This is a genomic window from Streptomyces sp. NPDC001135 (assembly GCF_053598395.1).
Map to the genome: position 1 here is coordinate 216,467 of NZ_JBSFKD010000002.1, position 20,062 is coordinate 236,528.

Annotated in this window: 20 protein-coding genes and 1 tRNA gene; 16 read left to right on the plus strand and 5 right to left on the minus strand. The window is 71.6% G+C overall.

Translation table 11 applies throughout. The annotated features are described in order from the left end of the window. The first annotated feature begins 432 nt into the window (after positions 1-432). The 7 genes from ACWC94_RS04015 to ACWC94_RS04045 all read left to right on the plus strand — a co-directional run bounded on the left by ACWC94_RS04015 (position 433) and on the right by ACWC94_RS04045 (position 5,514). Positions 433-930, plus strand: a complete 498-nt coding sequence (locus ACWC94_RS04015; protein WP_450794792.1) for a tyrosinase family oxidase copper chaperone — start codon at positions 433-435, stop codon at positions 928-930. After that, the gene (locus tag ACWC94_RS04020; protein WP_450794793.1) at positions 914-1,780 is read left to right on the plus strand and encodes a tyrosinase family protein; all 867 of its coding nucleotides are present in this window, start codon (positions 914-916) and stop codon (positions 1,778-1,780) included. Before ACWC94_RS04015 ends, ACWC94_RS04020 begins: the two co-directional genes overlap by 17 nt. Before the next feature lie 245 nt (positions 1,781-2,025). After that, positions 2,026-3,438: a condensation domain-containing protein gene (locus tag ACWC94_RS04025; RefSeq protein ID WP_450794794.1), complete on the plus strand. Its 1,413-nt coding sequence runs from the start codon at positions 2,026-2,028 to the stop codon at positions 3,436-3,438. 218 nt (positions 3,439-3,656) lie between these two features. After that, positions 3,657-3,902 (plus strand): hypothetical protein, encoded by a 246-nt coding sequence (locus ACWC94_RS04030; protein WP_450794795.1) that lies wholly within the window; start codon positions 3,657-3,659, stop codon positions 3,900-3,902. A gap of 113 nt (positions 3,903-4,015) precedes the next feature. Then, a complete protein-coding gene (locus ACWC94_RS04035; RefSeq protein ID WP_450794796.1) occupies positions 4,016-4,345 on the plus strand; it encodes a hypothetical protein in 330 nt (109 codons plus the stop codon). A gap of 173 nt (positions 4,346-4,518) precedes the next feature. After that, positions 4,519-4,785: a hypothetical protein gene (locus ACWC94_RS04040; RefSeq protein ID WP_450794797.1), complete on the plus strand. Its 267-nt coding sequence runs from the start codon at positions 4,519-4,521 to the stop codon at positions 4,783-4,785. Between the two features lie 339 nt (positions 4,786-5,124). Next, positions 5,125-5,514 carry a hypothetical protein gene (locus ACWC94_RS04045; protein ID WP_450794798.1) on the plus strand — a complete coding sequence of 130 codons (390 nt, stop codon included), beginning with the start codon at positions 5,125-5,127 and terminating at the stop codon, positions 5,512-5,514. Between the two features lie 168 nt (positions 5,515-5,682). Here the strand turns inward: ACWC94_RS04045 and ACWC94_RS04050 are convergent, their stop codons facing one another. From ACWC94_RS04050 to ACWC94_RS04060, 3 genes are all read right to left on the minus strand, one after another. Continuing rightward, positions 5,683-5,976: a hypothetical protein gene (locus ACWC94_RS04050; protein WP_450794799.1), complete on the minus strand. Its 294-nt coding sequence runs from the start codon at positions 5,974-5,976 to the stop codon at positions 5,683-5,685. Positions 5,977-6,196: 220 nt separating this feature from the next. Next, the gene (locus ACWC94_RS04055) at positions 6,197-6,499 is read right to left on the minus strand and encodes a hypothetical protein (protein ID WP_450794800.1); all 303 of its coding nucleotides are present in this window, start codon (positions 6,497-6,499) and stop codon (positions 6,197-6,199) included. 268 nt (positions 6,500-6,767) lie between these two features. Beyond that, on the minus strand, positions 6,768-7,241 hold the full coding sequence (locus ACWC94_RS04060; protein WP_450794801.1) for a hypothetical protein: 474 nt from the start codon (positions 7,239-7,241) through the stop codon (positions 6,768-6,770). A 509-nt stretch (positions 7,242-7,750) separates the two neighbouring features. Here ACWC94_RS04060 and ACWC94_RS04065 point away from each other — a divergent pair. Both ACWC94_RS04065 and ACWC94_RS04070 read left to right on the plus strand, forming a co-directional pair. Further along, positions 7,751-8,524 (plus strand): hypothetical protein, encoded by a 774-nt coding sequence (locus ACWC94_RS04065; RefSeq protein WP_450794802.1) that lies wholly within the window; start codon positions 7,751-7,753, stop codon positions 8,522-8,524. Between the two features lie 70 nt (positions 8,525-8,594). After that, positions 8,595-8,870: a hypothetical protein gene (locus ACWC94_RS04070; protein ID WP_450794803.1), complete on the plus strand. Its 276-nt coding sequence runs from the start codon at positions 8,595-8,597 to the stop codon at positions 8,868-8,870. Positions 8,871-9,050: 180 nt separating this feature from the next. On the opposite strand, the gene ACWC94_RS04075 is transcribed toward ACWC94_RS04070, so the two are convergent. Next, positions 9,051-9,123 (minus strand) — tRNA-Arg (locus tag ACWC94_RS04075). Between the two features lie 321 nt (positions 9,124-9,444). Between ACWC94_RS04075 and ACWC94_RS04080 the strand changes: the two genes are divergently transcribed. The 4 genes from ACWC94_RS04080 (at position 9,445) to ACWC94_RS04095 (ending at position 16,461) form a co-directional block, all read left to right on the plus strand. Further along, positions 9,445-11,055: a dynamin family protein gene (locus ACWC94_RS04080; RefSeq protein WP_450794804.1), complete on the plus strand. Its 1,611-nt coding sequence runs from the start codon at positions 9,445-9,447 to the stop codon at positions 11,053-11,055. 789 nt (positions 11,056-11,844) lie between these two features. Continuing rightward, positions 11,845-13,947: a GTPase gene (locus ACWC94_RS04085; RefSeq protein WP_450795016.1), complete on the plus strand. Its 2,103-nt coding sequence runs from the start codon at positions 11,845-11,847 to the stop codon at positions 13,945-13,947. Positions 13,948-14,307: 360 nt separating this feature from the next. Continuing rightward, entirely contained in the window at positions 14,308-14,787 is a 480-nt protein-coding gene (locus tag ACWC94_RS04090; protein WP_450794805.1) for a single-stranded DNA-binding protein, read from the plus strand. Positions 14,788-15,051: 264 nt separating this feature from the next. After that, a complete protein-coding gene (locus ACWC94_RS04095) occupies positions 15,052-16,461 on the plus strand; it encodes a Cys-Gln thioester bond-forming surface protein (RefSeq protein WP_450794806.1) in 1,410 nt (469 codons plus the stop codon). A 43-nt stretch (positions 16,462-16,504) separates the two neighbouring features. Here ACWC94_RS04095 and ACWC94_RS04100 read toward each other — a convergent pair whose 3' ends face one another. Beyond that, positions 16,505-17,020 carry an HAD domain-containing protein gene (locus ACWC94_RS04100; RefSeq protein ID WP_450794807.1) on the minus strand — a complete coding sequence of 172 codons (516 nt, stop codon included), beginning with the start codon at positions 17,018-17,020 and terminating at the stop codon, positions 16,505-16,507. Positions 17,021-17,262: 242 nt separating this feature from the next. On the opposite strand from ACWC94_RS04100, the gene ettA reads away from it, so the two are divergent. From ettA to ACWC94_RS04115, 3 genes are read left to right on the plus strand one after another with little or no spacing between them, the layout of a single operon-like run. Then, positions 17,263-18,927: an energy-dependent translational throttle protein EttA gene (gene ettA / locus ACWC94_RS04105; RefSeq protein ID WP_450794808.1), complete on the plus strand. Its 1,665-nt coding sequence runs from the start codon at positions 17,263-17,265 to the stop codon at positions 18,925-18,927. Positions 18,928-18,933: 6 nt separating this feature from the next. Further along, the gene (locus tag ACWC94_RS04110) at positions 18,934-19,347 is read left to right on the plus strand and encodes an acyl-CoA thioesterase (RefSeq protein ID WP_450794809.1); all 414 of its coding nucleotides are present in this window, start codon (positions 18,934-18,936) and stop codon (positions 19,345-19,347) included. After that, the gene (locus tag ACWC94_RS04115) at positions 19,344-20,021 is read left to right on the plus strand and encodes a hypothetical protein (protein ID WP_450794810.1); all 678 of its coding nucleotides are present in this window, start codon (positions 19,344-19,346) and stop codon (positions 20,019-20,021) included. Before ACWC94_RS04110 ends, ACWC94_RS04115 begins: the two co-directional genes overlap by 4 nt. The last annotated feature ends 41 nt before the right edge of the window (positions 20,022-20,062 follow it).

The window sequence follows — 20,062 nt, forward strand, 5'->3', positions numbered from 1 at the left end:
ATAGGGTCGCGCGGTGACCTCAGCCGCCGCCGGCACGCGCCTGTTCCGCCGCGCCGCCCCGGGCCGTCCCGCCCGGTCCGGCCGGACGGTCCCGCCGGCGCGGGAGGTCCGGGCGGTCGTCCCCGTGCCGTCCCGGTCCGCCCGGGCCGAGGTCCGGTACGACGGCGTGGGCCGCGGCCCGCACGGTCTCCCCGCCCGATCCGCGTCGGCACGGGCCCGCCGGCCGTCACCGCGGCCTTCACCGGCCGGTCACCGACGTGCGTCCGGACCGGCTGAACCACTCCCGTCGGCGCCGGTGGCCGCCCCCCCCGGGCGGGACCCCGCGGCAGGCCCGGCCCGGGCCCGGGTCACCGGTCCGGCCGCACGTCGGTGACCGGCCGGGCCGTACGTCGGTTACGGCTTCGGACATCCGAACCGGACGAGGAGTGAACGATGGTTCTTGGCGTCGGCGGAGTGCCGGGGGGCGGGCAGCGCGGGAGGCCGGTCGCGGGCGGAGCGCGGCCCCGGGGCAGAACGCGGCGGGACGTGACGCGCAGGCTGCTCGCCTCGGTCGTCGGCGTGGCGCTCGCCCCGGTGGCCGCGGCCTGCGGGCGGCCCCCGCACACCCCGGACGACGGCCGGCAGGCCGGCGCCTTCGACGAGACCTACCGTGGGCGTCACATCCGCGGTGTCGAGGTCCGCACCACTGGCCGGGCCGCCGCCGCCCAGTGGGCGGTCACGATCGACGGCCGCCCCCTGCACCTGATGCGCCGCGCCGACGGCAGCTGGCTGAGCATGGTCGACCACTACCGTTCGTACGCGACCCCGCTCGCCGCGGCCCGTGGAGCGGTCGACGAACTGGGCCCCGACGAGCAGGTGCGCGACCTGGCACCGGGACCGATGGGCGGCGGACCGGGGCACGGGGGAGGCGGGCATGGCGTACACGCGTAAGAACGTCAGCAAGCTGACCCGCACCGAGCGGCGCCGGTTCGTGGAAGCCCTCCTGGAGGTCAAACGGCGCGGTGAGTACGACGAGTTCGTGCGGATGCACATCAGGTACAACACCCCCGACGGTGAACGCGGGCTGCGCACCGCCCATATGACGCCCTCCTTCCTGCCCTGGCACCGCAAGCTGGTACTGGAACTGGAGCGGGCGCTGCGCCGGGTGGACGCGTCGGTGACGGTGCCGTACTGGGACTGGACCCGCGACCGCACGGCCACTTCGCTGCCGTGGACCGACGATCTGATGGGCGGCGACGGCCGGCGCTCGGACCGGCAGGTGATGACCGGTCCGTTCGCCTACCGGGCGGGCCACTGGAAGATCACCGAAGGTGTGACCGACCGGCAGTACCTCACCCGCGACCTCGGCCGCGCCCGCAACCCGATCCAGCTGCCGACCGCCCGTGACCTGGAGTCGGCGCTGGCCGACCCGGTCTACGACACGGCGCCCTGGGACTCGACGGTCACCAGGGGGTTCCGCAACAAGCTGGAGGGGTGGGGGCAGGGCCGGGGCAGCGTCTCCTGGCACAACCACAACCGGGTGCACCGCTGGGTGGGCGGAGTGATGGTCGGCGGCGCCTCCGTCAACGACCCCGTCTTCTGGCTGCACCACTCCTTCGTCGACCTGCAGTGGACCCGCTGGCAGCAGCGGCACTCCGAGCACCGCTACCTCCCGGCCGAGCCGCCCGGTGCGCGCGACGCCCAGCACGGCCGGATCGTGGCCCGCCACGAGCGACTGCCGCCGTGGGACGTGACGCCGGACCAGTTGGAGGACGTCAGCAGCATCTACCGGTACGAGTGAGGCCGCCTTCCGGCAGAGGGCACACGGATTCCGGCAGACGCCACACAGCGGGAGCGCCGGTGCACGAGACGCCGGCGCTCCTCCCCGGGGGTGCCACCACGCCAACTTCCCGTTTCCGCCCGCGCGTTCGCTTCGCAGTTCGAGGGGTCACACGTCCCGCTGAAAAGCCGGCGACACGGCAACCCGCCACTCGTTCCCGGCTCCCCCTTGATCAAGTCTGTGTCTTCTGCGAAGGAGACGCCCCCGTGCGAATTTCTGACATTCAGCGCTGCGAAGTACGGCCCGGCCGGCTCGTCGAGTGGACGTTCAGCCCGGCGACCGTCGCCACCGCGGCAGCGCTGCCGCCGGATCCGCGGCCGCCGGCGTACATCCAGGAGTCGCACATCAGGACCGCCCGGTCCGTGCGCGAGGGCGGACTGTTCGTGCCGACCTGGATCGGGGCGGCGTTCGATCTGCCGGGCCGGGCCGAACTCGGCGCGTTGGAGCGGGCGTTGCGCGGCTGGACGCTTCGGCACGAGACGCTGCGCAGCGGCTTTCGGTGGGCCGGCGACGACATGCACCGGTTCACCCTCGACGAGGACGACGTGTCACTGTGCCGCGAGGTGGTCGGCGACTTCACCGACGGGGACACCCTGGCCCGGTACCTGCAGGACCGGTTCGACGTCGCGGCGGACGCGCTCGGCTGGCCGAACCTCATCTACGCGGCGGTCGTGCGCGACGATTCCACCAGCGTGTACCTGGCCTTCGACCACACCAACGTCGACGCCTACTCCCTCCAGCGGATCCCGGACGAGATCCGCGAGTTGTACGCGGCGGGCCTCGCGGGGCGGTCCGTGGCCGGGCACGCCGTGGGCAGTTACGTAGACTTCTGCGAGCAGGAGCGGACGAACGCGGACGGCATCGACGACACGCACGCGATCGTCGCCCGCTGGCGGGAGTTCATCGCCCGGTGCGACGGGAGACTCCCGGACTTCCCCGTCGACCTGGGCCTGCGGCCCGGTGGCGCACTGCCCGCCCAGCAACTGCTGCGCGAGCCGCTCGTCGACGCGGACGCCGCCGCCGCGTTCGAGGCGTACTGCCGGCCCTACGGCGGCAGCATGGTGGGCGTCCTGGCCGCGACCAGCGTCATCGTGCACCAGCTCGGGGGGCGACCGGTGTACCGCACGGTCGTGCCGTTCCACACCCGGGTGAAATCCGCGTGGTCGGACTCCGTGGGGTGGTACGTCGGCGGCGCGCCCATCGAGGTGCCCGCCACGGGGGACTTCGACACCGCGCTCGCCACGGTCCGCGCCGAACTGCAGGCCAACCGGTCACTGGCGCGGATTCCGCTGGCCCGCGTACTGCGCCTGCTCGGCGCGGACTTCCGGCCGACCTCCCCCGACCTGTACTCGATCGTCTCGTACGTCGACGCCCGCGTGGCACCCGGTTCGGCCCGCTGGAGTGAGCAGAAGGCGTACGGGCTGATCCGGGTGTCGTACGGCGACCAGGTGTGTGTCTGGGTCAACCGGCTGCACGAAGGCCTGTGGCTCGCCTGCCGCCATCCCGACACCGACCTCGCGTACAAGAACATCCGGCGGTACATCGAGGCGCTGCGGGACCTCGTCGTCTCCGTGCCCGCACCCGCTCGCATCCGGGCGGCGGAACCGACCTTCTCGTAATACAACTGCCTTTTCCTGCATTCGTGTTGGCGTGCCGGACGACAACGCGCGGAAGTGCGGCGGCAGTTGTCGTCCCCCAGGAATGCATTCGCGCTCATGTCCCCTTTTGGACACGGATATCCGCCAAAGTGGAATACCGAGTATCGCTACTGCTAGTGTTCAGTCAGTCACGGTAGGCAATCAGCCTCGACGTACAAGCAAGAAGAGCCGAGGGTTCCATGCGCAAGCTTCAGCAGGTCGTGATCGCAGCAGTGGCGGCCGGCGGTCTGTCCGCCGTCGGCGGCGCCGCCGGTACCGCCTACGCTCACGGCAGCGGCGGGCTGGAGGTGAACGACCTCTACCGCCCGTACCAGGAGTGCAGCCCGCAGACGGTGGCCGACGGCAACCTCCCGATCGGCGTGCTCGGTCTCGCCCAGACCCTGGACACCACCTGCGGCCAGTTCAACAACGCTTTCACTGGCTGAGGTCGACGGCGTCATCGCGTGCGACGCCTTCCGCGGAACCCTTCGGGCCACCTCCCGAAGGGTTCCGTGCACGCCGGGCCGGTTGCCTGAACTCGACAAAGGAAACGCATCACATGCTCAGTAGGAAGAAGATCGCGGCTGTTTCGGGGCTTGTTGGCGGCCTCGCCGTGACCTGCGCCGGTCTCACCCCGGCGTACGCCGCGGCCGGTCCGGGCGTCTGTACGCGCGACCTCCAGGGCAACGTCAGCTGCATCCAGCGGATCCAGGGCGAACTGCCCGAGAACGGGGTCATCCCCCACCAGGAGAACTGCATGCCGATGCAGCCCCTGTTGCTGCCCGCGGCCCTGGGCAACGGGACGATGCGGATCGGGCCCGAGGTGACCTGCAGGGCGTCGGCGCCCGACAAGGGTGACAAGCCCGAGGTGTCCGACCTGTTGGGCTGAGCCTTCGGGCGGAAACCTTCCGGCACAACCTTCCGGCACGGCTTTCGGCGGAATTCTCGCCGTAATGCGACACGACGTGTGGAGAAGATCCCAAATTGCTACCGACCGTGTGTATATGCTCACACTAAGTAGTCAAGCCAGGGCTTCGTGCCCGGGTAAGAAAGGGTCAAACCATGCGTAAGTTTCAGCGCGCCGCAGTCGTAGCCGCGGCGGTTGCGGGTCTGTCCGCCCTCGGCGTCGGCGTCAGCTTCGCCGGCGGCTACGACGACACCCCTCCGCAGATCAACGCGGTGGCCAACTCGTCGGCCAACGCCGTGGCCACCTGGGGCGGTTACTTCACTCCCCAGCCGGGTGACGGCGGCCACAAGGACGCTTCCGCGCCCGAGGAGGGTTACGGCCAGTACTCCGCCCCGACCGAGGGCGGCCAGCAGCAGCAGTAAGGAACCCCCAAGGTCTCGATGCGCACGTGTGAGCGCGCTGCGGTCGTAGCGCATCGACGCCCCTTTGGAGCACGACATGCACATCGCACGAACTGAACGTCCCTTTCCTGGATCAACTCGGACTGTTCGCCGGTGTGCTGAGTAATACCCCATGGCGAAGGCAGCCCGGACGCGCGGCAGACACCTCAGGGTGCGCGTCCGGGCTGCGGCTGTGTCGTCGCCGGACGCACCTGACAAGGCGTCGGGGCGCTGGGTCCCACGTTCGACTTTCTCCAAGGCCCGGGTGCACGCCGGTTGACGGCGTCGGACCCGGGCCTCCAGTGCAAAGGAACGCAAACCATGTTCACTCGGCAGAAGATCGCGACCGTCTCGGGGCTTGTCGGAAGTCTCGCCGTGATCTGCGTCGGCGCCGCGCACGCGCACGCCGATGAACCCAGGAGCGAGTGCCGGAACACCGTTCTGGGCGACACCATCTGCATGCGCAAGAGCGAGACCCACTTCGACAAGCGCGGCACCCGCGCCATCAAGCAGTCGCGGGACTGCTCGGTCAGCGACCGGCCGCGTGTGGTGTTTCCCGACGACGACCTGCTGGCCGGCGGAACCAAGAACGTCGGGCCGACCGTGGACTGCTCCAACAACGTGGAGCTGCCCAAGGGCTTCAAGAAGCCTCAGATCAAGAAGCCCCAGACCCCGAAGCTGAAGTTCAAGAAGCCCCACATCGGGTTCTGACGACCGGCAGCGAAATGCCGGACCGGGATCGCCCCGGTCCGGCATTTCGGCTTTGCGTGGCCGCAGCAGCCTTCTGGTGATATGGAATTCCCCGGCGCCCCGGCCTGCGGCCGGAACACCGGGGAAATGTTCCTACTTGCTTTCCTGCTTACTTTCCGACTTTTCTGCTTACTTTCCGACGCCGTTGTTGCAGCCCATGTTCGAGCCGAGGGACGACTCCTGGGCTCCCGCGTTGCCCTCGCCGTTCAGCAGGTTGCCGCCCAGGCCGTTCGCGATGCCGACCTCGCCGAGGACGTCGACGTTGCCGTCGTGCGACCTGCAGGTGGTGCTCTGCAGAACGCTGAAGCGGTCGCCGTCGCCGCCCTTGCGCCAGCCCTGGTCGGCGTGGGCGGCGCCGGCGCTCAGGAGTCCGATGCTCCCGAGGGCGGCGACCAGGACGGCAGCCTTGCGGAGCTTGTGCATGTCATCTCCGGTGGGGTGATGAGTGGATGCGATCCGTGACAGATCGACTTCGTACGGTTATGGAGGCTAATACGAAATAACCAAGGCCAATCGACGACGCGCCGAATTCGGAATTCCTGTCACTCTTAATGCCCATGCGCGCACAAAAAGGAACCGGCCCCGAGCCTGGGGCTCGGGGCCGGTATTATTTCCCGCTTTTAGTCGCCCTGCGACCGTGCGCTCAGAAAGCGCTGTTGTTGCAGCCCATGGTCGAGCCGATGTGGGTCGACTGGGCACCCGGGTCGCCCTCGCCGTTGAGCGCGTTGCCCAGGAGGCCGTTGAGGATGCCGACCTCGCCGAGGACGTCCAGGTTCAGGTCGTGCGACTTGCAGTTGGAGCTCTGCAGGACGCTGAAACTGTCCTTGCGCTCCCCGCCGCCCTTGCCGCCTCCCCAGCCGTCCTGGCCGGCGTGGGCGGTGCCGCTCATGAGGGCGATGCTACCGACGGCCGCGACCAGGACGGCAGCCTTGCGAAGCTTGTGCATGTCATCTCCGGTGGAGTGAAGTGAGTTGCGATCTGCGACAGATCGACTTCTTACAGTTACGGGAGGTTAATCAGAAATGTCTCAAAGCGGACAGCGACGCGCCGAGTTCATGATCTCTGGATAAAAGCACCCGAAAGCCGCAACGCACGCGAACGGGCCCTCCGGGAGGATCCCCGGAGGGCCCGTGCTGGGCGTCGACGTCTGGCTTGTCCCGTGTCCCCAGGGCCAGTTGACCTGGTGCGCGAGCCGGTCCGAAAGCGGAAGGGTCCTAGTGCGCGGTCGCGTGGGCGAGGGCGTTCGACTGCACGTTGGACTGGCCGCAGTCGATGCCGTGGGTGTCGGCGGCGGCGAGCACGGCGACCGGGACGGCCGCGTTGAGCAGGGACTGCGGGCTGCACTCCTGGGACGGGCGGAAGAGGTTGCTCTGCAGGGACGAGGAGTCGCCCTGCCCCGGGGTGGCCTGCGGGCTGATCTGCGGGCTGATCGACGGGCTCAGGGTCGGGTTGACCTGCGGGGTGACCTCGGCGCCGCGCTGCGGGGTCTGCGGGGCTCCGTACGACTGCGTGCTGGCCTGGGCGGAGGTGGCCGAGTCGGCCTGGGCGTCCAACTGCGAAACAGGGGGCGGAGCGGCGCCGTTGTATCCGTTGTAGGCGGGAGCCGCGGCGGAGCTGGGGCCGGCGCCGACGGCGGACAGACCCCCGGCTGCTGCGACGACGAGCGCGACTTGCTGAAGCTTGCGCATGGAACCCTCGGCCCTTCATTGACCTGTGCACGGAACGTGTCGGAATACTGGTGTCTCAGTGCAGCTGTTTAGTGTTCTCGCTGCCCTGGGCGGCTGCGATGGACCATCGCTCTGTCCCCGTGGGGAACGACACAACTGCGGAGCCGGATACGGGTGTCGGGACCTGGTCACCCATTTGCCCCAGGGGTGCGCGCGTCTCGGTACCGCGTTCCGGCCCCCCTGCAATCCTGATCTGACGCGTCCGTCCGTCAATGGCAAACGGGTGACGGACTTCCGGGTCCCGTGACCGGGGTGGGGGAAATGTCGTTGCCAGCTGGGAGAGGGCAGCGATCATGGATCACGGAGGGGTAAAGGGAGTTCGCTGCCAGCTCTGGCGTAAGTCCGTGTGCCGCCCGTGAGTTACCCCGTTACGACGCAGTACGACCATACGAACATCGGGTTGAGCGCACACGAGACCGCACCGAATACAACGGATTTCCCTGTTCAGGTATTGAAGGGCCGAGGGTTCCATGCGCAAGATTCACAAGGCCGCGCTCGTCGTAGCGGCGGCCGGCGGCTTGTCCGCCATCGGCGCCGGCGTCAGCCATGCCGACACTCCCGTCGGATACGGCGGTGGTGCCGCTCCAGCGCCGGCTCCCGAGTACCCCGCACCCCCGTACGCGGCTCCCCAGTACGCGCCACCGCAGTACGCACCGCCCCAGTACGCGCCACCGCAGTACGTGGTACCCCAGTACGCGCCACCGCAGTACGCGGTACCCCAGTACGCCCCGCCCCCGCCGAGCGGTCCGCAGGCCGCGGCGTCGGCCAACTCGCGGGGCGTCGCGCAGGTCGCCGCTCCGCCGCCGTACGCCCAGCCGGTGATGCCTCCGCCTCCCCCGCCCGCGCCGCCCGCCCCGCCGCAGCAGACCGGTTACGCCTCCGCGACGGCCACGTCGGGTGGCTCCGCGCAGGCCTCCAACTCGCCGTACGCCCCGCAGCAGGCCGCCCCCCAGGCCGCTCCCGTCGCCCCGCCGGCGGCGCAGGTCATGCCCCAGGTCAGCCCGCAGTCCGCGCCGGAGGTCATGCCGCGGGTCGCCCCGCAGGTCGCCGTGCCCCAGACCTTCGGTGCGACGGAGGCCCCGCCGCGGGTCGCCCCGCAGGTGAACCCCCAGGTGAACCCCCAGGTGAACCCCCTCGTCAACCCGCTGGTCGCAGGGGCCGGCACGCCGCAGGTTCCCGGGCTCGGCCTCGGACAGGTCGCGGCGCCCCCCGTCGGCCAGCTGGGTCTTCCCCGCCTCGGCTGATCGCTCCCCGCACTCCGCCGCCCCCTCTCGATCTGCTGCAGATCGCATCCGTCAGACCATCGGAGAAGTAATGCGCACGTTTCACAAGGCCGTCCTCGTGGGCGCCGTTCTCGGCAGCGTCGGCACCTTCGGCGTCAACCCGGCCTTCGCACACGGCGAGCCGGGCCACGACCTCGACGTCACGCAGGGCATCGAGTGCCGCTCGCACGACATGAACATCGATGTGCTCGGCAGCGTCGGCGCCGTCAACGGCCTGGCGGGCAACCTGCTGAACGGCGAAGGCAACCCGGGCGCGCAGCAGAGCCACCTCGGCTCGGACATGGGCTGCAACAGCAAGGCGCTCTGACCGCCCGCGACGCACGCCGGAGTTGTACGGCTCCGGCGGCGGACAGACGGCGCCGGACCCTCCCCGTGAACACCGGGGCAGGGTCCGGCGCTGTTCTGTGTGCGTGCCTTCGCTCCGTGTGCCGCCCCGGCCATGTCCTGAACGGCGAAAACGCCCTCCCGGAGGGAGGGCGGAGACCGGCGCCCCCGGCAGGACTCGAACCTGCGGCCAAGCGCTTAGAAGGCGCCTGCTCTATCCACTGAGCTACGGGGGCCTGGTGTGGTGGCCTCGTGCCGGGTGCCCCGAAGGGGCCGATCCCTGACGTTGCCCGGGGACAAGGATAGAGCTCCCGGTTCCCTGACCCTGTCGCTTCCCCTCCGTGGCTCGATGTGGAGGTTCAGTGAAGCGGTCCTGATAATCGCAGGCAGGTGCGATTCGTGCATCGCTTTTGGCCTCCGACGCACCGGGTGTTGTGCACTCGTTATGCCTCGACTGCGCCCGTGTCCCAATGGTTCCTTCCGTCCGTTCTGTCCCCTCGGCGCGCAGACATGTCTATATGCTTCAGAATTCCCCTAAAATTGGGCATTCTTCGCATGTGGTGACCTTGGACGTACGGCCTCAGCTGCTCGACACACTCTCCGCTCTGCGCGACAGTGTCGCCGCCACACGCTTTCCGCTGCCCCTGCCCGGGGCCGCACGCGCGCGTGCCAACCGCGACGAACTCCTCGCGCAGCTCGACGACTATCTCGTACCCCGCCTGCGAGAGCCCGAGGCGCCGTTGCTCGCCGTCGTCGGCGGATCCACCGGCGCGGGCAAGTCCACCCTCGTCAACTCACTCGTCGGCAAGCGCGTGAGCGAGGCGGGCGTGCTGCGGCCGACGACCCGGACACCGGTCCTCGTCTGCCACCCCGACGATCATCACTGGTTCAGCGGGATGCGCGTGCTCCCCCAGCTCACGCGCGTGTGGGCGCACCAGCAGGACCCCGTCGAGGATCTGCTGCTGCCCGACCGCGAGCCCCCCGCGCGCGTGCTGCGCATCGAGACCACCGAGACCATCCCGCGCGGGCTCGCCCTCCTCGACGCCCCCGACATCGACTCGCTGATCGCCGACAACCGGGTCCTCGCCGCGGAGCTGATCTGCGCCGCCGACATCTGGATCATGGTCACGACGGCGACCCGCTACGCCGACGCCGTGCCCTGGCACCTGCTGCGCACCGCCAAGGAGTACGACGCCACCCTCGTCACCGTCCTGGACCGGGTCCCCCACCAGGTGGTCTCCGAGGTCTCCCGGCAGTACGGAGCCCTGCTCACCAAGGCCGGGCTCGGCGACGTACCCCGCTTCACCGTCCCCGAGCTGCCCGAGTCGGCGTGGGGCGCGGGCCTGCTGCCCGCCACCGCCGTGGCCCCCCTGAGGACCTGGCTGGTGCACCACGTCCAGGATCCCGCCGCCCGGCAGCAGGTGATCGCCCGCACGGCCTACGGCCTCCTCGACTCGCTCAAGTCGCGCATGCCCGAGCTGGCCAGCGCCGCCGCCGTCCAGTACGCGGCCGCCCTGCGGCTCACCGCCGCCGTGGAGACCGCCTACGACAGCGAGCACGCGCGCGTGCGCGGCCGTCTGCAGGCCGGCGCCGTACTCGCCGGGGACGCGCTCAAGCGCTGGCGGGCCTTCCCCCTGGACTGCACTCCCGGGGAACTCCTCGACGCGCTGGTGGAGAGCCTGGCCGCCCTGCTGCTGTGCTCCGTCACCGCCGCCGACGAGCGGGTCGACGAGGCCTGGCGGCACGAGCCCGCGGCCGACGCCCCGGACCTCGCCGGCCGCGACCACTCCCCGGAGAGCGCCGAGCACCGCATCGGCCTCGCCGTACGGCGCTGGCGGCGGGAGCTGGAGGAGTACGCCGAGGACGAGGTGCGGGTGCTGGAGCGCACGTCCGCACCCGATCCCGAGGTCGTCGCCGCCGTCGTCGCCACCTCGCTGCTGGGCGGGCGCCGGACGCGCAACGTGGGCGAGGGGCTCGCCGACAAGCTCGGTGCCCATGGCGCGCTGCGGCTGCGTGACCGGGCGGCGCGCCTGCTGGCCGACTACGTGGACCGGGTCATGCACGCCGAGCGCGAGCGGCGCCTCGCCCCGCTGGACGCCCTCGCCGTGAACCCCGGGCCCCAGGCCGAACTCATCGCCGCGCTGTCCGTACTGCAGAAGGAGAGGTGACCGGTGACGGCCGCCACTGATCAGGACCACAGGGAGCACACCGACCGCATGGCGCCCACCGGGGACAGCGGTCACACGGATGCCGAGGTCAGGAGACCAATGGAGCGTGGCGATCGGCTCGGGGAGCTGCCGTCCCCGAACCCGGGCGTGCACGGCGCCGCCGGTGCCGGGCCGGAGGACGGCACCCCGGGTGGTACCGCCGCCCCCGGGAACCGGGCCGAGGGCGCGGGCGGGGACTGCGGACCGTCCGCCTCGCCGCCGGCCGCGGACGCGGCGGACAACCCGGCCGAGGCCGACGGCCAGGAAGGCGACACGGGCGCGGCCGAGAGCAGGGGCGAGGACTTCGAGCGGGGACGGCACGCACGCGTGAGCGGGACGGACGCGGACCCCGAGCCACAGACCCGCGCGGTACCGGCGACACCGGCCGGCGAGCGCGACCCGCGCGGGACGGACCAGGGCGCGGACAGGCCCGCGCAGGGGAAGGACACCGACACACACGTGGCGGCCAAGCCCCCGGGCGGGCCCGGGCTCGGGGAGGGCGCGGTCGCGGGGGCGGCGGACCGGGCTGTGACCGGGAGGGGTGGCGACGCACACGTGGCGGCCAAGCCCCCGGGCAGGCCCGGGCCCGGGGAGAGCGCGGACGCGGGGGCGGCGGACCGGGGTGTGGGGCGGGACGGGGCTGTGTCCGGGAGGGGTGGCGACGCGCGGGCGGGGGACAAGGGGCCGGGGAGGCCTGGGCTCGGCAAGGGCACGGACGTGCGCGAGCCGGGCCGGGTGCCTGCCAGGCCGGTGCCCGGCAAGGCCGCCGAGGCGGAGGGCGCGGGGCGGGAGAGGTCTGCGCCGGGGGAGGGCACGGACGCGCGCGTGGCGGGTCGGACGCCGGTCAGGCCTGAGCCCGGCAAGGCCGCCGAGGCGGAGGGCGCGGGGCGGGACAGGGCTGTCTTCGGGAAGGGTGCCGACGGGCGGGTGACGGACCGGGGCGCGGGCCGGGACAGGGCCGCCCTTGGCAACGGCGCCGACGCGGGTGGCGGTCGGCGCTCCCGCCCGCCGCACCGCACCCCCCGGCAGTCCGGCCCCAGCGACGAGGCGCCCCCCCGCCGCACGCCCGACACCAGCACCGCCGATCCCGACACCCACACCCACACCCACGCCGACGGCGACGCAGGCTCCGACTCCGCGGAGACGTGGGACGACGGCCTCATCGCGCGGCGTGTCACAGACGCCGGAGCCGCCGCGCTCGCCGCCGAACGCGAGACCACCAGCCGGAACCTGGGCAACAACCCGCCCGCCCCGCTGGCCTACGACGGCCCGCTGCGCTCCCGCCTCGACGCCCTGCGCGAACTCGTCGGCCTCTCCCGCGCCCGGCTGGACAAGCGCACCCTCGCCGAGGCCGGCCGGGTCCTGGACGAGGCGGCCGCCCGCCGCAAGCTCTCCGGCCGGCACACCGTCATCGCCATCGCGGGCGCCACGGGCAGCGGCAAGTCACAGCTGTTCAACGCGCTCGCCGGGGTGGCCATCTCGGAGACCGGCGTGCGGCGCCCGACCACGGCCGCACCCATCGCGTGCAGCTGGAGCGACGGCGCGGCGGGCCTGATCGACCGGCTGGGCATCCCGGGGCGGCTGCGCCGCCGCCCCGTGCACAACCCGGACACCGAGGCGGAGCTGCGCGGGCTGGTCCTGGTCGACCTGCCCGACCACGACTCCGCCGCCGTACAGCACCGCGAACAGGTCGACCGGATCCTGAAGCTGGTCGACGCGGTGATCTGGGTGGTCGACCCGGAGAAGTACGCCGACGCCATCCTGCACGAGCGCTATCTGCGCCCCATGGCCGGCCATGCCGAAGTCATGTTCGTCGTCCTCAACCAGGTCGACCGGCTGCCCGGGGAGGCCGCCGACCAGGTCCTGGACGACATGCGGCGGCTGCTGGACGAGGACGGCGTCGCGCTCGGCGAGCACGGCGAGCCGGGCGCGACCGTGCTCGCGCTGTCCGCGCTCACCGGCGAGGGCGTCGGCGAACTGCGCGAGGCGCTCGGCCAGTTCGTCGCGGAGCGCGGCGCGGCGGCCCGCCGGGTCGCGGCCGACGTGGACGCCGCCGCGAGCGAACTGCGGCCCGTCTACGCCGCGGAACGGCGGGTCGGCCTCAGCGAGGAGGCACGCGAGGAGTTCGCGGCGCGGCTCGCCGACGCGGTGGGCGCCACCGCGGCGGGCGACGCCGCCGAGCGCGCCTGGCTGCGCAACGCCAACCGGGCCTGCGGCACGCCCTGGCTGCGGCTGTGGCGCTGGTACCAGGGGCGCGGCGACTCCACGACGGGCCGCCACGCGGTGCGCACGCAGGCCGACGAGGAGGCCACGGCACGGCAGCGCGTCGAGCAGGCGGTCCGTACGGTGGCCGACCGCGCCTCGGCCGGGTTGCCGGGGCCGTGGGCGCAGGCGGTGCGCGAGGCGGCCGTACGCGGCTCGCAGGGGCTGTCGGAGGCGCTGGACGAGCTGGCGGCGCGGGCCGGACTGCCGCCGGGCCGGCCGCCGCGGCCGGGCTGGTGGCCGGCCGCGGTGCTGGTCCAGGCGGCCATGACCCTGCTGCAGGTGGTGGGCGGGCTGTGGCTGGCGGGCCAGATCGCCGGCGTCATGGCGCCCAACCTCGGAGTCCCGGTGCTGCTGATGCTGTGCGGGATCATCGGCGGGCCGCTGGTGGAGTGGGGCTGCCGGATGGCGGCCAGAGGACCGGCCCGGCGCTACGGCCAGGACGCGGAACGGCGCCTGCGGGAGGCGGCCGCCGGCTGCGGCCGGGCCCGGGTGCTCGACCCCGTGGCGGCGGAACTGCTGCGCTACCGGGAGGTGCGGGAGCAGTACGCGCGGGTCGCGCGGACGGGGCCGGGGGTGCGGGTCGGCTGAAGGGCGCTGAAGGGGCCCTGAAGGGGCGGCTGGAGGGCCGAGTGACGAGCGGATGCGGTCACCGGGGGTGAAGGCGGTGGCGGGGGGACGGGCGTCACTCGTGTGGGTGGCGGGGTTGTCCACAGGCAGGTGGCCGTCCACAGCGCTCAGCGGGCCCGGCCCGGCGGAGGCAGTCTGGGGTCGCGGCGATCGCACGGCGGGTCCGGCCGGAGGGACGGCGGACGCGGGACGCGATCGGCGGGACGCGCGGACACGTACGGCGGTCGTACGTGCCGGCGCGGCAGACGCAGCCGTACGGGACGGGCCCGTACGCGTGTCCGCCCGGCCGTGACGGGCCGGGCGGGGGAGGGGAGCGAGGACATGAACGAGACGATCGTCTGCGTGGTGGGCAACGTGGCGACCGCGCCGGTGTACCGGGAGACGCCGGCGGGTCAGTCGGCCCGGTTCCGGCTGGCGGTGACCACGCGGTACTGGGACCGGGAGAAGAGTGTCTGGACGGACGGGCACACCAACTTCTTCACGGTGTGGGCCAACCGCCAGCTCGCCGTCAACGTGTCGGCGTGCGTGGAGGTGGGCCAGCCGGTCGTCGTACAGGGCCGGCTGAAGGTGCGCACGGAGGTGCGCGACGGACAACAGCAGTGGGCCTCCGCCGACATCGACGCCGTGGCGATCGGCCACGACCTCTCCCGCGGTACGGCCGTCTTCCAGCGCGCGGGCAGGCCGGAGGCACCTGCGACGGCGAGCCGGCCGGAGCCGGACTGGGAGACACCACCCGGACCCGCCGGCACAACGGGTCGGGCCACCGAGCAACGGGCGGCGCAGGAACTGGCGGTGACGTGACGTCAGCACCAACGGGGGCCGCTGTCCGTTCACCGCCTCCCCGGTCGCCGAACACCCGGCACGAACGGGTGGATTTGTCGATATGCCCAGCTCATGGACGGTCCCGGCGATAACGATTACGGATCGGATCGCCCATCGGATCATCCGACCGGCCGGAGAGGCTCCGCCTGATCCATAGGATGCCGGGCGTGCCCCTAGGGGCTGCCGATTCTGCTGGTGGGACCGTCCCCCACGTCCAACGGGTCCTGCTCGAAGGGGAATTCTGTGCTTGCTGCGTTCTCTGGGTTCCGCCGTTCCGCCCAGGCGGCCCGCGTGGCCGCCGCCGCCGCGTCGGCGTCCGGTCTGGTGGCGGCCGGTGTGCTGTCCGGGGCCGGTACGGCCGCGGCCGACGGGACACCGCAGACCCAGGGCGGGGCGACGGCCACGATCAACGGTCTGAAGACCTACGGCGAGGCCGTGATCCACGAGGACGGTGGCGACCAGCCCGTGGAGGCCGGTCTGTTCGAGATGTCCGTCGACGGCGGCGGCACCCTGCAGACGTACTGCGTCGACCTGCACAACCCCACCCAGCGCGACGCCCGCTACCAGGAGACGCCCTGGAGCGGCACCTCGCTGGGCGCCAACAAGGACGCCGGCCGGATCCGCTGGATCCTGCAGCACTCCTACCCCCAGGTCAACGACCTCGCCGCGCTCGCCCGCCGGGCGGGCGCCGGCACCCTGACCGAGCAGGACGCGGCGGCCGGCACCCAGGTGGCCATCTGGCGTTACTCCGACGGCGCGAAGGCCGACGCGGTCGACCCGCAGGCCGAGAAGCTCGCCGACTACCTGCAGAAGAGCGCCCGTGACCTCGGCGAACCGCAGGCCTCGCTCACCCTGGACCCGCCCGCGGTCTCCGGCCGGCCGGGCGGTGTGCTCGGACCGGTGACCGTGCACACCAACGCGGGCACGGTCGCGGTGAGTCCGCCGGCGGACGCGGCCACCAGCGGGGTACGGATCACCGACAAGACCGGCAAGGCGATCACCTCCGCGAAGGACGGCAGCCGGCTGTACTTCCACATCCCCGAGGGCGCGTCCCCCGGCACGGCCCAGCTGACCGTGCAGGGGTCGACCACCGTGCCCGTGGGCCGTGCCTTCGCCTCCGACAGCCGCAGCCAGACCCAGGTCCTGGCCGGATCGAGCGAGTCCACGGTCTCCGCGACCGCGACCGCCAGCTGGGCGGCCGAGGGTGCCATACCGGAGCTGTCGGCGCACAAGGACTGCGCCAGGAGCGGCGTGGACATCGTCGCGGCCAACAAGGGCGACAAGCCCTTCACCTTCGAGCTGATGGGCGCCGAGCACACCATCCCCGCGGGCGCCTCCCGCACGGTGACCGTCCCCCTCCAGGAGGACCAGGCCTACGACTTCACGATCACCGGTCCGCACGGCTTCAGCCAGCGCTTCACCGGAGTCCTCGACTGCAGGACGCAGGGCACGATCACGACGAAGACGGCCAAGGTCCACAACGAGCCCAGCCCCGCCACGGTCGGCGGCGGCACCACGGCTCCCGACACCGACCTCGCCGCGACGGGCGGCTCCGCGATCACCCCCCTGATCGCCGGCGTGGCCATCGGGTTCGTGGTGATCGGCGGGGCGGTCCTGGTGGTGCTGCGCAAGCGCGAACAGCCGGGCGACTGACGGACCGCCGGGGCTACCGTCCGGCGGCCTTCTGCGAGATCGTCTACGAGATCCCGATCAGCCGTGAGTCGGCGCCGTCGGCAGCGAGCCAATCGCCGAGTGCCGAGAAGTCGGTGTCCACGAGTCCTTGAGCCGGGTCGACGCGATGAAGCAGCGACGGCCCAGGATGGTGGGCATCGACCCACAAGCGATCCATGGCGCTGATTTCGTCGTCGACCCAGATGAACGGTCGACCGTCGGCCCACTCGACCAAGGGGCGGGTCTTCCAGTGCAGACCGCGGGGTCCGTCGTCGGCGCCGGCGTCCGGCCACTCCACCACGGGCAGCTTCGGCAGTCCCAGGCGCGGAGCGACGGCCTCGTTCGCCTCCTCCCTCCACGTCGTGGCCCACACGAGAGGGCAGCCCAGGGCGAGGAGGCGCGATCCGATGCCGGGATCGAGCCGATCAAGCAGCGGGTTGCCCTGATCGACAGAGGTCGAGGAGCCGTACGGCGCCCCGAACGGAATGAGGGGACCGTCGATGTCGAGGAAGAGGACGGGGCGCTCCGCTGCGCTGGTCACCACCGCACGATAGCCCGGCGCGGTGGCGGCGGGGACTCTGCCTCCTGGGCCCTCCCCGGGCCGTGCGAGGGTGCCCGAGGCCACCCAACGGCAACCGACAGCGACGGACGAGCCACCGTCGCCCCGACCGAAGCCCCAGGTCACAGCCCCTCGACCTCACGCGTTTCCGCCCAGGGGTGGCCGTACGGCAAGATGGGGTGTATCTGCCCACTGCCAGATTTCAAGCTGCCGGACGGTTTCTCTTGGCTGAGTTCATTTACACCATGCGCAAGGCGCGCAAAGCGCACGGCGACAAGGTGATCCTCGACGACGTCACCCTGAACTTCCTGCCGGGGGCGAAGATCGGCGTCGTCGGTCCGAACGGTGCCGGTAAGTCGACCGTGCTGAAGATCATGGCGGGTCTGGAGCAGCCGTCGAACGGCGACGCGTTCCTGTCCCCGGGCTACAGCGTCGGCATCCTGCTGCAGGAGCCCCCGCTGAACGAGGAGAAGACCGTCCTGGAGAACGTCCAGGACGGTGTCGCCGAGGTCAAGGGCAAGCTCGACCGGTTCAACGAGATCGCCGAGCTCATGGCGACCGACTACTCCGACGCGCTGCTCGACGAGATGGGCAAGCTGCAGGAGGAGCTCGACCACGCCAACGCATGGGACCTCGACGCCCAGCTGGAGCAGGCCATGGACGCGCTCGGGTGCCCCCCGGGCGACTGGCCCGTCACCAACCTCTCCGGTGGTGAGAAGCGCCGCGTCGCGCTGTGCAAGCTGCTCCTGGAGCAGCCCGACCTGCTGCTCCTCGACGAGCCCACCAACCACCTCGACGCCGAGTCCGTGAACTGGCTGGAGCAGCACCTCGCCAAGTACCCGGGCACCGTCGTGGCCGTCACCCACGACCGGTACTTCCTGGACAACGTCGCCGGCTGGATCTGCGAGGTCGACCGCGGCCGCCTGCACGGCTACGAGGGCAACTACTCCAAGTACCTGGAGACCAAGGCCGCCCGTCTGAAGGTCGAGGGCCAGAAGGACGCCAAGCGGCAGAAGCGGCTCAAGGAAGAGCTGGAGTGGGTGCGGTCGAACGCCAAGGGGCGTCAGGCCAAGTCCAAGGCCCGTCTCGCGCGCTACGAGGAGATGGCCGCCGAGGCCGACAAGATGCGGAAGCTGGACTTCGAGGAGATCCAGATCCCGCCGGGGCCGCGGCTCGGCAACGTCGTCGTCGAGGTCGACAAGCTCAGCAAGGCCTTCGGCGACAAGGTCCTCGTCGACGGGCTCTCCTTCACGCTGCCGCGCAACGGCATCGTGGGTGTCATCGGTCCGAACGGCGCCGGCAAGACCACGCTGTTCAAGATGATCCAGGGCCTGGAGACCCCGGACTCCGGCGACATCAAGGTCGGCGAGACCGTCAAGATCTCCTACGTCGACCAGAGCCGCGCGAACCTCGATCCCAAGAAGACGCTGTGGGAGGTCGTGTCCGACGGGCTCGACTACATCAACGTCGGCCAGGTCGAGATGCCCTCCCGCGCGTATGTGTCCGCCTTCGGGTTCAAGGGCCCGGACCAGCAGAAGCCGGCCGGTGTCCTCTCCGGTGGTGAGCGCAACCGCCTCAACCTGGCGCTGACCCTGAAGCAGGGCGGCAACCTGCTGCTCCTCGACGAGCCCACCAACGACCTCGACGTCGAGACCCTCTCCAGCCTGGAGAACGCGCTGCTGGAGTTCCCCGGCTGCGCCGTGGTCGTCTCCCACGACCGCTGGTTCCTCGACCGCGTCGCCACCCACATCCTCGCCTACGAGGGTGAGTCGAAGTGGTTCTGGTTCGAGGGCAACTTCGAGTCGTACGAGAAGAACAAGATCGAGCGGCTCGGGCCGGACGCCGCGCGTCCGCACCGTGCCACCTACAAGAAGCTGACCCGGGGCTGATCGATCTTGCGCCACATCTACCGCTGTCCGCTGCGCTGGTCGGACATGGACGCGTACGGACATGTCAACAACGCGATCTTCCTCCGCTATCTGGAGGAGGCTCGTATCGACTTCCTGTCCCACCGAGGCGAGGAGTCCAAGCAGGGGTCCGTGGTGGCGCGCCACGAGATCGACTACAAGCGGCAGCTCGTCCACCGGCCCACTCCCGTGGACGTCGAGCTGTGGGTCACGGAGATCAAGGCCGCGTCCTTCACCGTCTCCTACGAGGTGAAGGACGCGGAGGCCGTGTACGTGCGCGCCCGCACGGTCGTCGTGCCGTTCGACTTCGAGGGGCAGCGGCCGCGCCGGATCACCGCTGAGGAGCGGGAGTTCCTCCTGAAGTACCAGGACGACGCCGACGAGGAGGCCGTCGCCGCATGACGGTGCTGCACCTGGCCGACGAGACGGAGGCGGCCGACCTCGCCGCCTTCCTCTCCCGGCTGCTCCACTACGACCGTGGAGCCGCGGTGCGTCTGCAGGCGGCCGGCACGGCGCTCGCCGTCTTCGGCCGCCCGCCGTCCTTCGAGGTGCTGGCCGTACGCGCGGTACGGCTGGCGAAGCCGTACGAGAACGGGCTCGACGTCACCCTCGACGTGACCGTCTCCGCCGGTGAGCTCCTGGAGTCCGTGGACGAGCGCGCGGCCACGGCCGCCGTACCGGCCGCGGTCACCGGTCCGCCGTGGGCCGGGGTGCTGCCCCCGCGCGGCGGCTGGCAGGCCGAGCCGGGGCTGCCCGCCCCGGACGCGCTGCGGGCGACCGTCGCCGCGGCGGTCGCCGAGTTCCGCTCGCGTACGGAGGAACTGGCACCGGGCGGCCGTACCCGCGCGGAGCTGGACCGGATCGGGCGGGACATCTGGTCCCGGGACATAGCGGGGACCGGGCTTCCGGTGCGGGCCGTGCACGCCGCCCAGTCCCTGGGCTTCCTGCGGCCGGGCGCCGGTCCGGCCGACACCGGGCTGTTCTCCTCCGGGGCGTGGCTCCGGCTGCGCACCCCCTACGGGTCCGTCGCGGTACGGCGGGCCGGGCTCGGCTCGCTGGGTGTCAGCGTGCGCTGAGCCCCCGCGTTCACCGCGTGTCGCCGTCCGGCCCTACCCCG